Source organism: Cupriavidus gilardii (assembly GCF_008801915.1).
In the GTDB taxonomy this organism is placed as follows: domain Bacteria; phylum Pseudomonadota; class Gammaproteobacteria; order Burkholderiales; family Burkholderiaceae; genus Cupriavidus; species Cupriavidus gilardii.
The window spans coordinates 141427-155806 of the sequence record NZ_VZOV01000002.1 but is presented as its reverse complement, the minus strand read 5'-3'; the positions used below and the strand labels follow the sequence as shown (position 1 = coordinate 155806).

Sequence of the window (14380 nt, the reverse complement as noted above, 5' to 3'; positions counted from 1 at the left end):
AATCGGATCCCGCGGCGCTTCGCAGGCCCTGGGCCAGGGAGTATGATGCGGGCGCTGCGGCAGGGCGCCTCGTTCGTCTCTCGATGGAGAGCGAAGGGGGCTGGCGGCGCGCGATGCGCGGACCGGGAGCCACCGGGGAACGCATGCCGCGCCGCCGCGGCAAGCGCTGCCGGCCACAACACATCACCAACACATCACCAGAAACGGCCGGGCGCGGCGCGCCAGCGGCCACCTCAGAACGGGAGCTCAACGATGGCGAATGGCGACGAGGCGGGATTCCTGCCGCGCTGGACACTGAAGACCGAAGGCGTGATCGCGCCCGATGAACGGCTGCCCGCGGGGCAGACCGTGCTGGCCGGCATCCAGCACGTGGTGGCGATGTTCGGCTCGACCGCGATCGCGCCGATCCTGATGGGCTTCAACCCCAATATCGCGATCCTGTTCTCGGGCATCGGCACGCTGATCTTCTTCCTGTGCGTGCGCGGCCGCGTGCCGAGCTACCTCGGTTCCAGCTTTGCCTTCATCGCCGTCGTGATCGCGGCCACCGGCTATGCCGGCAGCGGCCCGAATCCGAATATTCCGTTGGCGCTCGGCGGCATCATCGCCGCCGGCCTGCTTTACACCGTGATCGGCCTGGTGGTGCAGGCCGCCGGCTATGGCTGGGTCGAACGGCTGATGCCGCCGGTGGTGACCGGCGCCATCGTCGCCGCGATCGGGCTGAACCTGGCGCCGGTTGCGGTCAAGGCGGTCAGCGCCGCCGCGCTCGATACCTGGATCGGCCTGCTGACGGTGGTCGCGGTCGGGCTGGTGGCGGTGCGCGCGCCCGGCATGATCGGCCGGCTGCCCGTGCTGATCGGCGGGCTGATCGGCTATCTGGCCTACTGGGTCTGCGCCAATGCGTTCGGCCTGGGCAAGCCGATCGATTTCTCCGGCGTCGCCAGCGCCAGCTGGTTCGGCCTGCCGGCCTTCACCACGCCGGTGTTCGAGCTCAACGCGATGCTGCTGATCGCGCCGGTGGCGATCGTGCTGGTCGCGGAGAACCTGGGCCATATCAAGGCGATCGGCGTGATGACCGGCCGCAATCTGGACCCGTATATCGGCCGCGCCTTTATCGGCGACGGCGTCGCGACGATGCTGTCGGCCGCCGGCGGCGGTACCGGCGTGACGACCTATGCCGAGAACATGGGCGTGATGGCAGTGACGCGCATCTATTCGACGCTGATCTTCGTGGTCGCCGCGCTGGTGGCGATCCTGCTGGGCTTCTCGCCCAAGTTCGGTGCGCTGATCCTGACCATTCCCGGTCCGGTGATCGGCGGCCTGACCATCGTCGTGTTCGGCCTGATCGCGGCCACCGCGGGCCGGATCTGGGTCGAGAACCGCGTCGACTTCTCCGATTCGCGCAATCTGATCACCGTCGGCGCCACGCTGACGGTCGCTGCCGGCGATCTGACGCTGCGCTTCGGCGGCATGACGCTGGGCGGCATCGGGACCGCCACCTTCGGCGCGATCCTGCTGTATCACCTGCTCGGCAAGGGGCGCGCGCGCGCCTGATGAACCGGGGCGGGGCACGCGCAAGCTGCCTCGCCGCGCTTGCCGCCGCGCTGGCGGCAGGGTCATGACGACTGCATTACAATGGGCGCCGACATTTGGACTCGCCCCATCATGGCCTACAAGACGATCGAAGACACCATCGGCAATACGCCGCTGGTGCAACTGCAGCGTATTCCCGGAGCCGCCAACGCCGAGCGCGGCAATGTGATTCTCGGCAAGCTCGAAGGCAACAATCCCGCCGGCTCCGTCAAGGACCGCCCCGCGCTGTCGATGATCGCGCGTGCCGAAGCGCGCGGCCGCATCAAGCCCGGCGACACGCTGATCGAAGCGACGTCGGGCAATACCGGCATCGCGCTGGCGATGGCCGCCGCGATCCGCGGCTACAAGATGGTGCTGATCATGCCCGAGGACCTCAGCATGGAGCGCCGCCAGAGCATGGCGGCCTACGGCGCCGAGATCATCCTGACCCCGGTCAAGGGCGGCATGGAATACGCGCGCGATCTGGCCGATTCGATGGAGCGCGACGGCAAGGGCATCATCCTCGACCAGTTCGCCAATCCCGATAATCCGCAGTCCCACTACGAGACCACCGGTCCCGAAATCTGGCGCGACACCGAAGGACGCGTCACGCATTTCGTCTCGGCGATGGGCACCACCGGCACCATTACCGGGGTGTCGCGCTATCTGAAGGAACAGAACCCGGCGATCCAGATCGTCGGCGCGCAACCGGCCGAAGGCTCGCGTATTCCGGGCATCCGCAAATGGCCGGAAGCCTATATGCCGAAGATCTACGATCCGCGCCATATCGACCGCACCGAGCCGGTCAGCCAGGCCGACGCCGAACACATGGCCCGCCGGATGGCGCGCGAGGAAGGCATCTTCTGCGGTATCTCGGCCGCCGGCGCGCTGTGCGTGGCGCTGCGGATCGCCGAGGAGGTCCGCGACGCAACGATCGTGTTTGTCGTCTGCGATCGCGGCGACCGCTATCTGTCGACCGGCGTTTTCCCCGCCTGAACCGAGTCGGCCAGGGCCGGCGCCGTCCGCCAGAAGCGGGGCAGGCGCCGACCCGACCATTGGTCCTTACACCATCGCCGCCTTGACGGCCTCGCCCAGCTGATAGACCGCCAGCGCGTAGAAGAAGCTGCGGTTGTAGCGCGTCAGCACGTAGAAGTTGCGCAGCCCGAGCATGTAGTCGGTGGGCGCATCGGGCGTCGGCAGGTCCACCACAAGCACCCCGGTCTCGCCTTCGCGCGCCACGTCGATCGGCTCGTCCAGCCGCAGCCCGGCGCGCGTCAGCTGATTGAGCGTGCGCGTCGGCCACGGTTCGCCGTCCGCCGCGGCCGCCGCGATGCCGCGGCTGCCTTCGTCCTGCGCCAGGCGCCACACCACCGGCCGGCCGGCCTCCCATCCGTGCAGTTGCAGGAAGCGGCCGACGCTGCCGATCGCGTCGACCGGGCTGTTGCGCAGGTCGATATGGCCGTCGCGGTCGTAGTCGGTCGCGTATTCGCGCAGGCTGGTCGGCATGAACTGCGGAATGCCGATCGCGCCCGCGTACGAGCCGAGCACCGAGAACACGTCGGTACGGGTATCGCGGCACCACAGCAGGTAGTCCTGCAGTTGCGCGCGGAACATGGCCGAGCGGCTGGCACGGTTGGGCGTATCGGGATAGTCGAAGGCCAGCGTCGACAGCGAGTCGAGCACGCGGAAGTTGCCCATGTCCCGTCCGTAGATCGTCTCGACGCCGATGATGCCGACGATGACCGAGGCCGGCACGCCGAATTCGCTTTCGGCGCGGCGCAGCGTGTCGCGGTGCTGCTGCCAGAAGCGCACGCCCGCATTGATGCGAATCGGTTCGATGAAGCGCGAGCGGTAGGCGCGCCAGCTTTTGCGGCCCGGCGTGGTCGGCGGCATGATCAGCCGCGCCACCGTGGCCGAGTAGACGGCCTGTCCAAACCAGTCGTTCAGGGTCGCGCGCGAGAAGCCGTGCCTGGCGACCATCTCGTCGATGAAGGCGGCCGCCTGCGGGTTGCTGCCGTTGCGATAGCGGCCGGGATCGATCTCTTCTTCCTGAAGGCTGACGCGGCGCTTGCCGGCCGCCAGCAGCGAGGGGGTGGCGCCGCACAGGCCAAGCGCCACGGAGCAGAGCGCGGCGCCCAGCAGCGGACGGCGCAGGTTACGCGTGTGTTCGGTCATGGTGTCCTTTGCAAGTCGGACCGAGTATAGCGGACGCATCCGACGCAAAACATCACGGGACGATACGACCCGGCGGCGAAGGCGGGCCCGCGTTGCCGGGCCATCCGCTGTGCTAACGTACGGGGATGGAGACAGCGGCGCGCCCCGACGGCGTGCCCGCCACGCGCCCAACAACGCCTCGATAAACGCGCTGAAACATCCCATGCCGACCGGCTACTACACGCATCCCGAATTCCTGCTGCACGAGATGGGTCACTTCCATCCCGAGTGCCCGGAACGTCTGACCGCCATCGAAGACCATCTGATCTCGCACGGCATCGACGGCCTGCTGGACCGCCGCGAGGCGCCGGCCGCCAGCCGCGAGCAGATCGAGCGCGTGCACCTGCCCGGCTATGTCGACGGGCTGCACCAGGCCAGTCCCGCCAGCGGCTACCATGCGATCGATCCCGATACCGCGATGAACGCGCATACGCTGGCCGCGGCCACGCATGCGGCGGGTGCCGCGGTGGCCGCGACCGACGCGGTGATCGCCGGCGAACTGGAGAACGCCTTCTGCTGCGTGCGGCCGCCCGGCCACCACGCCGAGCCCGATCGCGCGATGGGCTTCTGCTTCTACAACAACGTCGCGATCGCCGCCCGCCATGCGCTCGACGCCCACGGGCTCGAGCGCGTGGCGATCATCGACTTCGACGTGCATCACGGCAACGGCACCGAGGCCGCCTTCCGCGGCGACGAGCGTGTGCTGATGTGCAGCTTTTTCCAGCATCCGTTCTACCCGTACAGCGGCACCGAGCACGTCGCCAACAACATGGCCAATATTCCGCTGCCGGCCTATACCAACGGCATGGCGGTGCGCGAGGTGGTCGAGACGATCTGGATGCCGCGGCTGCAGGCCTTCCGCCCGCAGATGCTGTTCATCTCGGCGGGCTTCGACGCGCATCGCGAGGACGACCTGGGCCAGATGGGGCTCGTGGAGCAGGACTACGCCTGGATCACGACGGAGCTGATGGCGCTGGCGCGGCAGCACGCGCAGGGGCGCATCGTCAGCTGCCTCGAAGGCGGCTACAACCTCAGCGCGCTGGGCCGCAGCGTGCTGGCGCATCTGAAGGTGCTGCTGGAGAAATAGGCCGCGGCGGGGCCACCGCGGCACGACAATGTCAGATCAGCAAACCAGGAGACCATCATGGCCGAATCGGAACACGCGCAAGCCGCCGGCGTACTGCTGAGGCAAAGCGAAGATGCCCCGGGCGTGCTGCGCCTGACGCTGCAACGTCCCGACGCCTTCAATGCGCTGTCCGAGGCGCTGATCGACGCGGTGACCGAGGCGCTGACCCGCATCGCCGCCGATCCCGCCGTGCGGGTCGTGGTGCTCGCCGGCGCGGGCCGGGCCTTCTGCGCCGGGCACGATCTGCGCGAGATGCGCGCCCAGCCTTCCCACGATTACTACCGCCGGCTGTTCGACCGCTGCACGCGCATGATGCTGGCGATCCAGCGCATGCCGCAGCCGGTGATCGCGCGCGTGCACGGCATCGCCACCGCGGCCGGCTGCCAGCTGGTGGCGATGTGCGACCTCGCGGTCGCGGCCGACGACGCACGCTTTGCGGTCTCGGGCGTCAACCTCGGTCTGTTCTGCTCGACTCCCGGCGTGGCGCTGTCGCGCAATCTGCATCGCAAGCACGCGATGGAGATGCTGCTGACCGGCGAGATGATCGGCGCCCACGAAGCGCAGTCACGCGGCCTAGTCAACCGTGTGGTGCCGGCCGCCGAGCTGGACGGCGAGGTGGCGAAGCTGGCCGCCAGCATCTGCGCGAAGCCCGCGGCGGCGATCGCCGCGGGCAAGGGCCTGTTCTACCGCCAGCTCGAAATGGGCGTGGAGGCCGCCTACCAGCTGGCCGGGCAGACCATGGCGTGCAACATGATGGACGAGTCGGCGCTGGAGGGCGTGCAGGCGTTCATCGACAAGCGGCCGCCGGCCTGGCGCTCGAGTTGATATACCGGCACTCCGAGCGGGCGCCTTATTCCCTTTTCGTCTAAAGACATCGGCAAAAAGTCGTTTCTGGTAAGAAGCGGATCGCTTAAAATAGCCCGTTAATCCAAAAACGATAAATGCGGCAGCAGCGCTGGAGACCCCGTCCCGGCTGTTGCCGTTTTCTTTTCGCTCTGTCTCATGATCGAACTGCAAGGTCTCTCGCAGCGATTCCCCGGTGCGACCGGGGATGTGCACGCTTTGCGGGATGTCAGCCTGTCCATCGCGGCCGGCGAAGTCTTCGGCATCATCGGCCGCAGCGGCGCCGGCAAGAGTACGCTGGTGCGCGCCATCAATCTGCTGAACCGTCCGACCGCCGGCCGCGTGATCGTCGCCGGGCAGGACCTGACCGCGCTCGACGCGTCGGCGCTGCGGCTGGCGCGCCGCGACATCGGCATGATCTTCCAGCATTTCAACCTGCTGTCCTCGCGCACCGTCTACGACAACGTGGCGCTGCCGCTGGAGCTGGCCGGCAAGAGCCGCGACGAGATCGCCGCGACGGTACTGCCGCTGCTGGACCTGGTCGGCCTGTCGGCGCTGAAGGATCGTTATCCGGCGCAGATCAGCGGCGGGCAGAAGCAGCGCGTCGGCATTGCGCGCGCGCTGGCCAGCAAGCCCAAGGTGCTGCTGTCGGACGAGGCCACTTCGGCGCTCGACCCGGAAACCACGCGCTCCATTCTCGATCTGCTCAAGCAGATCAACCGCGACCTGGGGCTGACCATCGTGATGATCACGCACCAGATGGAGGTCATCAAACAGGTCTGCGATCGCGTCGCGGTGCTCGACGCCGGCTGCGTGGTCGAGCAGGGCCAGGTCATCGACGTCTTCCTGCGGCCGCAGCATGCGGTCACGCGCGCAATGATCGGCGACGTGATCTCGCAGGAGCTGCCGCCGAGCGTGCTCAAGCGCGTCGAGAGCCGGCTCGGCAACGGGCGTGACCACGTCTATCGTCTCGCGTTCACCGGCGAGGGCGTCGACCAGCCGGTGCTGGCGCAGGCGATCCGCCGCTACGGGCTGGACTTCAACATCCTGCACGGGCATATCGACGAGATCCAGGGACAGGCGTTCGGCTCGCTGGCCATCATGGCCACCGGCGAGACCGACAACGTCCGGGCGGCAATGGCATTCCTGCAGCAGCAGGGCGTGGTGGTGGAGGAGTACGAGCATGTGGTCTGAGCTGTTCGACCTGTTTGTGACCTCGCTGGGCGAGACCCTGGTGATGGTCGGCATCTCGGGCGTGATCGGCGCGCTGCTGGGCGTGCCGCTCGGCGTGGTGCTGCATCTGACCGACCGCGGCGGCCCGCTGGCGCACCCGTTGTTCAACCGGCTGATCGGCGTGGTCGTCAACGCCGTGCGCTCGATCCCGTTCATCATCCTGCTGGTGGTGGTGATTCCGTTTACCCGTTTCCTCGCCGGCTCGTCGATCGGTACCGCGGCGGCCGTGGTGCCGCTGACGATCGCCGCGATTCCGTTCATCGCGCGGCTGGTCGAGAGCGCGCTGCGCGAGGTCGACAAGGGCCTGGTCGAGGCGGCGCAATCGATGGGCGCCAGCACCGGCCAGATCGTCTGGAAGGTGCTGCTGCCCGAGGCGATGCCCGGCATCGTCGCCGGCCTGACCATCACCTTCGTCAGCCTGGTCGGCTACTCGGCGATGGCCGGCGCGATCGGCGGCGGGGGCCTGGGCGACCTCGGCATCCGCTATGGCTACCAGCGCTACATCACCGAGGTGATGGTGGCCGTGGTGCTGATCCTGATCGTGCTGGTGCAGGCCGTGCAGAGCTTCGGCGACTGGCTGGTCCGCCGGATCAGCCATCGCTGAGCGCCATGTCGCACCGGCCGGGATCGTTTCGTTTTCCGTTTCATTTTTGCTTTACCCCAGACTCAACCCAGAACGCATCGCAAAGGAAGTCAGACATGCAACGTCGTAGCCTGCTGCAATGGATCATCGGCGCCGCGCTCGGCGCCAGCCTCGCCACCGCCGCGGTGGCGCAGGACAAGCCGATCAAGATCGGCGTGACCGGTGGTCCGCACGCCCAGATCATGGAACAGGTCAAGAAGGTCGCCGCCAAGGATGGTCTCAATATCCAGGTCGTCGAGTTCAGCGACTACATCCAGCCGAACGCCGCGCTGGCTGCGGGCGATCTCGATGCCAACAGCTACCAGCACCTGCCGTACCTCGAAGCCCAGATGAAGGACCGCGGCTACAAGTTCGCCAACGTCGGCTACACCGTCACGTTCCCGATGGGCGTCTACTCGAAGAAGATCAAGTCGCTGGACCAGCTCAAGCAAGGTGCGCGCGTCGGCGTGCCCAACGACCCGACCAACGGCGGCCGCGGCCTGCTGCTGCTGCAGAGCAAGGGCGTGATCAAGCTGCGCGCGGACGCCGGCCTGAAGGCCACGCCGCTGGACATCGTCGCGAATCCGAAGAAGCTGCGCATCGTCGAACTGGACGCCGCGCAACTGCCGCGCTCGCTGGACGACCTGGATGCCGCAGCGATCAACGGCAACTACGCGGAATCGGCCGGCCTGTCGCCGACCAAGGACGCGATCGCGATGGAAGGCCCGAAGGGTCCGTACGCCAACCTGATCGCCGTGCGCGAGGCCGACAAGAACAAGCCTTGGGTCGCCAAGCTGATCAAGGCCTATCACTCGCCGGAGATCAAGCAGTACGTGACCACGACCTTCAAGGATTCGGTGATCACGGCCTGGTAAGCCGCGAGCCGGGCGTCACGGCCGGGTATCGAACAAAACCTCGAATCCGGCCGCTGGCGCTGTGCCGCGATGGGTTTTCTGCGGCACAATACGGGTCACCAGATCGCTTGCCGGGCTATGCCCGGCAATTCTTTGCCTATAAAATAGTACGGTCGTTCGAAAATTCCGGGCGCCGCCGACCCGGTGGTTATAATGGCGAGCGAACCAAATTTCTGACAATCAGTGGAGTGAGCGCATGAAAGTACTCGTCGCAGTCAAGCGCGTGGTTGACTACAACGTCAAGGTCCGTGTGAAGTCCGATGGCTCGGGCGTCGACCTGGCCAACGTGAAGATGAGCATGAACCCGTTCGACGAGATCGCCGTGGAAGAGGCGGTCCGCTTGAAGGAAGCCGGCGTGGCCACCGAGGTCGTGGCGGTCTCCTGCGGCGTGGCGCAATGCCAGGAAACGCTGCGCACCGCGATGGCGATCGGCGCCGACCGCGGCATCCTGGTCGAGAGCAGCGAAGACCTGCAGCCGCTGGCCGTGGCCAAGCTGCTGAAGGCGCTGATCGACAAGGAGCAGCCGCAGCTGGTGATCCTGGGCAAGCAGGCGATCGACGACGACTCCAACCAGACCGGCCAGATGGTGGCCGCGCTGGCCGGCCTGCCGCAGGCGACCTTCGCCTCGAAGGTCGTGATCGCGGATGGCAAGGCCTCGGTGACCCGCGAAGTCGACGGCGGCCTCGAAACGCTGTCGGTCAAGCTGCCGGCGGTGGTGACCACCGACCTGCGCCTGAACGAGCCGCGCTATGTCACGCTGCCGAACATCATGAAGGCCAAGAAGAAGCCGCTGGAAACCGTGAAGCCGGAAGACCTGGGCGTCGACGTGGCGCCGCGTCTGCAGACGCTGAAGGTCGTCGAGCCGCCCAAGCGCAGCGCGGGCGTGATGGTGCCGGACGTCGCGACGCTGGTGCAGAAGCTCAAGAACGAAGCCAAGGTCATCTAAGCGCGCCAGGAGATACGAACATGACTGCACTCGTCATTGCTGAACACGACAATCAATCGATCAAGGGCGCGACCCTGAATACCGTGACCGCCGCGGCCCAGTGCGGCGGCGACGTCCACGTGCTGGTGGCAGGCGCCAACGCCCAGGCCGCCGCCGAGGCCGCCGCGAAGATCGCCGGCGTCACCAAGGTGCTGCTGGCCGACGCGCCGTACTTCGGCGAAGGCCTGGCCGAGAACGTCGCCGAGCAGGTGCTGGCGATCGCCAGCGACTACAGCCACATCCTGGCGCCGGCCACCGCCTACGGCAAGAACGTGCTGCCGCGCGTCGCCGCCAAGCTGGACGTGGCCCAGCTGTCGGACATCACCAAGGTCGACGGCCCGGACACCTTCGAGCGCCCGATCTATGCCGGCAACGCGATCGCCACGGTCAAGTCGTCGGACAAGACCAAGGTGATCACCGTGCGCGGCACCGCCTTCGATCCGGCCGCCGCGGAAGGCGGTTCGGCCTCGGTCGACACCGTGCCCGCCGTGGCCGATGCCGGCATCTCGCAATTCGTGTCGCGTGAAGTGACCAAGAGCGATCGCCCCGAACTGACCGCCGCCAAGATCATCGTGTCGGGCGGCCGTGGCGTGGGCTCGGGCGAGAACTACACCAAGGTGCTGACGCCGCTGGCCGACAAGCTGGGCGCCGCGCTGGGCGCCTCGCGCGCGGCGGTGGACGCCGGCTTCGTGCCGAACGACTACCAGGTCGGCCAGACCGGCAAGATCGTCGCGCCCCAGCTGTATATCGCCGTCGGTATCTCGGGCGCGATCCAGCATCTGGCCGGCATGAAGGACTCCAAGGTGATCGTCGCGATCAACAAGGACGCCGAGGCGCCGATCTTCTCGGTCGCCGACTACGGCCTGGTGGGCGACCTGAACACCGTGGTGCCGGAGCTGGTGGCGGCGCTGGGCTGATCGCAGGCCCTGCCGCGGCGCCGCCCGGTGCCGCGGCAGGACGAAGCCGGCCAGCACAAGAAAAAGGAAAAGCCAAGACAAGCCGTTCCGGGCCCGCCCGCGAGCGGCTTTTTTATACGCTGCATCGAACGGTCGCAGTCAGCAGGCTGCAGCGACCCATTGCGATAACGGAGACTTCGATGACCTACCGCGCCCCGCTCAAGGACATGCTGTTCGCGATCAACGAACTGGCCGGGCTGGATGCCATCAGCCAGCTGCCAGGCTTCGAGGAAGCGACGGCCGACACCGCGCAGGCGGTGCTCGAGGAAGCGGCCAAGTTCACCGAGCAGGTGATCGCGCCGCTGAACCGCGCCGGCGACATCGAGCCGAGCAGCTGGAAGGACGGCGCGGTCACCACCACGCCGGGATTTCGCGAGGCGTTCCGCCAGTTCGGCGAGGGCGGCTGGCAGGGCGTGCTGCATCCGCAGGAATTCGGCGGCCAGGGTCTGCCCAAGCTGATCGCCACCGCCTGCAACGAGATGCTGAATTCGGCCAACCTGTCGTTCGCGCTGTGCCCGCTGCTGACCGACGGCGCCATCGAGGCACTGCTGACCGCCGGCAGCGACGCGCAGCGCCAGGTCTTCCTGCCCAAGCTGATCTCGGGCCAGTGGACCGGCACGATGAACCTGACGGAGCCGCAGGCCGGTTCGGACCTGGCGGCGGTGCGCACGCGCGCCGAGCCGCAGGGCGACGGCACCTACAAGCTGTTCGGCACCAAGATCTTCATCACCTACGGCGAGCACGACATGGCCGAGAACATCGTCCATCTCGTGCTCGCGCGGACGCCGAATGCACCGGAAGGCGTCAAGGGCATCTCGCTGTTCATCGTGCCGAAGTTCCTGGTCAACCAGGACGGCTCGCTGGGCGCGCGCAACGACGTGCATTGCGTGTCGATCGAGCACAAGCTGGGCATCAAGGCCAGCCCGACCGCGGTGCTGCAGTTCGGCGACCACGGCGGCGCGATCGGCACGCTGGTCGGAGAGGAGAACCGCGGCCTCGAGTACATGTTCATCATGATGAATGCGGCCCGCTTCTCGGTCGGCATGCAGGGCATCGCGGTGTCCGAGCGCGCCTATCAGCAGGCCGTGGCCTATGCCCGCGAGCGCGTGCAGAGCCGCCCGGTCGACGGTTCGGCCCGGCAGGCGGTCACGATCATCCATCATCCGGACGTCAGGCGCATGCTGATGACGATGCGCGCGCTGACCGAAGGGGCGCGGGCGCTGGCCTACGTCGGCGCGGCGGCCTGCGATACCGCGCACCAGCATCCGGACGAGGCGGTACGCCGCGAACACCAGGCGTTCTACGAATTCCTGGTGCCGGTGATCAAGGGCTGGAGCACCGAGCTGTCGATCGACGTGACCAGCCTGGGTGTGCAGGTCCACGGCGGCATGGGCTTCATCGAGGAGACCGGCGCGGCGCAGCATTATCGCGATGCGCGCATTTTGCCGATCTACGAGGGCACCACCGCGATCCAGGCCAACGATCTGGTCGGCCGCAAGACGGTGCGCGATGGCGGTGCGGTCGCGCGCGGCATCTGCGCGCGAATTGCCGAGACCGAGGCCGCGCTGGCCGCGCACGGCGGCGCGCCGTTCGCCGCGATGCAGGCGCAGCTGGCCAGGGGCCGTGCCGCGCTGGAGCAGGCGCTCGACTTCATCGTGGCCAATGGCAAGACCGATCCCAACGCGGCATTTGCCGGCAGCGTGCCGTATCTGAAGCTGTGCGGCATCGTGTTCTCGGGCTGGCAGCTCGGGCGCGCGATGCTGGCCGCCGACGCGCGGCGTGCCGAGGACCCGGCCTTCCACGAGGCCAAGATCGCTACCGCGCATTTCTTCGCCGAGCACGTGCTGTCGCAGGCCGGCGGCATTCGCGATGCGATCGTGGCCGGCGCACCGGCGGCGCTGGCACTGAGCGAGGCGCAGTTCTGACGGCGGCGGAGGTGGAGGCAAAAAAAAGACGGCCGGGTGGCCGTCTTTTTTTTGCGCAGTCTTTTCTCAGGCCGTGGCCGGACGCGGTGCCGGCTGCCGGGCCGTCTGCTGCAGATAGCGCGCCACCGACAGATCGTCCGCGCGGATCGCGGGCGAGGCGCCGGACACCAGGTCGGCGAGCAGCTTGCCGGAGCCGCAGGCCATGGTCCAGCCCAGCGTGCCGTGGCCGGTATTGAGCCATAGCCCCTTGACCGGCGTCGGGCCGACGATCGGCGTGCCGTCCGGCGTCATCGGGCGCAGGCCGGTCCAGAACGAGGCGCGCGCCACGTCGCCGGCGCCCGGGAACAGGTCCGTCACCACGTGTTCCAGCGTGCGGCGCTTGGCCGGATCGAGCGAACGGTCATAGCCGACGATCTGCGCCATGCCGCCGACGCGGATGCGGTCGTCGAAGCGGGTGATCGCGACCTTGTAGGTCTCGTCCAGCACCGTCGACACCGGGCTGCGCGCGGCGTCGGTCATCGGCACGGTGATCGAGAACCCCTTCAGCGGATAGACCGGAATGCGCACGAAGTCCTTGATGAACGGCGTCGACCAGCTGCCCAGCGCGACCACCACGGCATCGGCGAAGATCGGCTCGCCGCCGACGATGGCGCCGGTCACCGCGGTGCCCTGGGTCATCAGGCTGTCGATCGACCGGTTGTACAGGAACTGCACGCCCAGGCCCTCGGCCATGGCCGCCAGCCGTTGGGTAAACAGCTGGCAGTCGCCGGTTTCGTCGTTGGGCAGGCGCAGGCCGCCGGTCAGCTTGTGGCTGACCGCGGCCAGCGCCGGTTCGCTCGCGGCGAGATCCTCGCGCGACAGCAATTGATAGGGCACGCCGGCTTCCTCGAGCACGGCAATGTCCCTGGCCGCGCCTTCGAGCTGCTCGTCGGTGCGGAACACCTGCAGCGTGCCTTGCTGCCGGCCCTCGTAGGCGATGCCGGTTTCGGCGCGCAGCGCGCGGATGCAGTCGCGGCTGTATTCGGCCAGCCGCACCATGCGCTCCTTGTTGACCGCGTAGCGGTCGGCGCTGCAGTTCATCAGCATCTGCCACATCCATTGCAGCTGGAACAGCGTGCCGTCGGGCCGGATCGACAGCGGCGCATGCTGCTGGAACATCCATTTGATGGCCTTCAGCGGCACGCCGGGCGCCGCCCACGGCGAGGCATAGCCGGGGGAGATCTGGCCGGCATTGGCAAAGCTGGTGCCGAGCGCCGGCGCCGCTTCGCGATCGATCACGGTGACCTGATGGCCGGCACGGGCCAGATACCAGGCGCTGGTCACGCCGATCACGCCACTGCCAAGAACGAGAACACGCATTGCGATGGACCCCAACCAGGATGTCGGTTTTATGAAGGTATATCCGCTATGGTATTGCAATCAAACCAGTCATAATTACCGAAAATTTCCCCAAAAAAGGAAAAAATCATGAGAACGACCCGCCAGCCGGTACGCGGCCTGGATCGCCTCGACCGCCGCATTCTCGCCGTGCTGCAGGCCGATGGCCGCATCTCGATGAAAGACCTCGCCGAGGCGGTCGGGCTGACCATCACGCCGTGCATCGAGCGGGTCAAGCGGATGGAGCGCGACGGTGTCATCATGGGCTATTACGCCCGCCTGAATCCGGCCCTGCTGGGCAGCGCGCTGCTGGTCTTCGTCGAGATCACGCTGAACAACAAGGCCGGCAACATGTTCGAGCAGTTCCGGCGCGAGGTGCTGCGCATTCCCGAGGTGATGGAGTGTCATCTGGTGTCGGGCGATTTCGACTACCTGATCAAGGCGCGCATCCGCGAGATCGGCGAATATCGCCGGCTGCTCGGCGACATCCTGCTGCAACTACCAGGTGCCGCCCAGTCCAAGAGTTATGTCGTGATGGAAGAGATCAAGGAGACGCTGGCCATCCCCGTCGACGAGAAGAGCCAGCCTGCATGAGATGAAGGACAACGCGCGCAAG

The 14380-nt window shown here is 67.3% G+C and carries 13 protein-coding genes; 11 read left to right on the top strand and 2 right to left on the bottom strand.

The features are described from left to right. Positions 1 to 252: 252 nt before the first annotated feature. Together F7Q96_RS03500 and cysM are read left to right on the top strand one after the other, a co-directional pair. Positions 253 to 1551 (top strand): solute carrier family 23 protein, encoded by a 1299-nt coding sequence (locus F7Q96_RS03500; RefSeq protein ID WP_053821318.1) that lies wholly within the window; start codon positions 253 to 255, stop codon positions 1549 to 1551. A gap of 111 nt (positions 1552 to 1662) precedes the next feature. Next, a complete protein-coding gene (gene cysM, locus F7Q96_RS03495) occupies positions 1663 to 2565 on the top strand; it encodes a cysteine synthase CysM (RefSeq protein ID WP_053821319.1) in 903 nt (300 codons plus the stop codon). A gap of 66 nt (positions 2566 to 2631) precedes the next feature. Here the strand turns inward: cysM and mltB are convergent, their stop codons facing one another. Further along, a complete protein-coding gene (gene mltB, locus F7Q96_RS03490; RefSeq protein ID WP_053821320.1) occupies positions 2632 to 3744 on the bottom strand; it encodes a lytic murein transglycosylase B in 1113 nt (370 codons plus the stop codon). 202 nt (positions 3745 to 3946) lie between these two features. On the opposite strand from mltB, the gene F7Q96_RS03485 reads away from it, so the two are divergent. The 8 genes from F7Q96_RS03485 (at position 3947) to F7Q96_RS03450 (ending at position 12387) form a co-directional block, all read left to right on the top strand. Beyond that, positions 3947 to 4870, top strand: coding sequence for a histone deacetylase family protein (locus F7Q96_RS03485; protein ID WP_053821321.1), 924 nt, complete (start codon positions 3947 to 3949; stop codon positions 4868 to 4870). A gap of 57 nt (positions 4871 to 4927) precedes the next feature. Continuing rightward, on the top strand, positions 4928 to 5734 hold the full coding sequence (locus F7Q96_RS03480) for an enoyl-CoA hydratase (RefSeq protein ID WP_053821322.1): 807 nt from the start codon (positions 4928 to 4930) through the stop codon (positions 5732 to 5734). Positions 5735 to 5911: 177 nt separating this feature from the next. After that, on the top strand, positions 5912 to 6946 hold the full coding sequence (locus F7Q96_RS03475) for a methionine ABC transporter ATP-binding protein (protein WP_053821323.1): 1035 nt from the start codon (positions 5912 to 5914) through the stop codon (positions 6944 to 6946). Then, complete coding sequence (locus F7Q96_RS03470) at positions 6936 to 7589, top strand: methionine ABC transporter permease (RefSeq protein WP_053821324.1); 654 nt, start codon at positions 6936 to 6938, stop codon at positions 7587 to 7589. The genes F7Q96_RS03475 and F7Q96_RS03470 overlap by 11 nt, the downstream gene beginning before the upstream one ends. 95 nt (positions 7590 to 7684) lie before the next feature. After that, on the top strand, positions 7685 to 8482 hold the full coding sequence (locus tag F7Q96_RS03465) for a MetQ/NlpA family ABC transporter substrate-binding protein (protein WP_053821325.1): 798 nt from the start codon (positions 7685 to 7687) through the stop codon (positions 8480 to 8482). 235 nt (positions 8483 to 8717) lie between these two features. Beyond that, a complete protein-coding gene (locus F7Q96_RS03460) occupies positions 8718 to 9467 on the top strand; it encodes an electron transfer flavoprotein subunit beta/FixA family protein (protein ID WP_053821326.1) in 750 nt (249 codons plus the stop codon). A 20-nt stretch (positions 9468 to 9487) separates the two neighbouring features. After that, positions 9488 to 10423 carry an electron transfer flavoprotein subunit alpha/FixB family protein gene (locus tag F7Q96_RS03455; RefSeq protein WP_053821327.1) on the top strand — a complete coding sequence of 312 codons (936 nt, stop codon included), beginning with the start codon at positions 9488 to 9490 and terminating at the stop codon, positions 10421 to 10423. Between the two features lie 179 nt (positions 10424 to 10602). Then, a complete protein-coding gene (locus F7Q96_RS03450; RefSeq protein WP_053821328.1) occupies positions 10603 to 12387 on the top strand; it encodes an acyl-CoA dehydrogenase in 1785 nt (594 codons plus the stop codon). Positions 12388 to 12453: 66 nt separating this feature from the next. Here F7Q96_RS03450 and F7Q96_RS03445 read toward each other — a convergent pair whose 3' ends face one another. Next, the gene (locus F7Q96_RS03445) at positions 12454 to 13746 is read right to left on the bottom strand and encodes a D-amino acid dehydrogenase (protein WP_053821329.1); all 1293 of its coding nucleotides are present in this window, start codon (positions 13744 to 13746) and stop codon (positions 12454 to 12456) included. Between the two features lie 108 nt (positions 13747 to 13854). On the opposite strand from F7Q96_RS03445, the gene F7Q96_RS03440 reads away from it, so the two are divergent. After that, a complete protein-coding gene (locus F7Q96_RS03440; RefSeq protein ID WP_053821330.1) occupies positions 13855 to 14358 on the top strand; it encodes an Lrp/AsnC ligand binding domain-containing protein in 504 nt (167 codons plus the stop codon). Positions 14359 to 14380 lie beyond the last annotated feature (22 nt).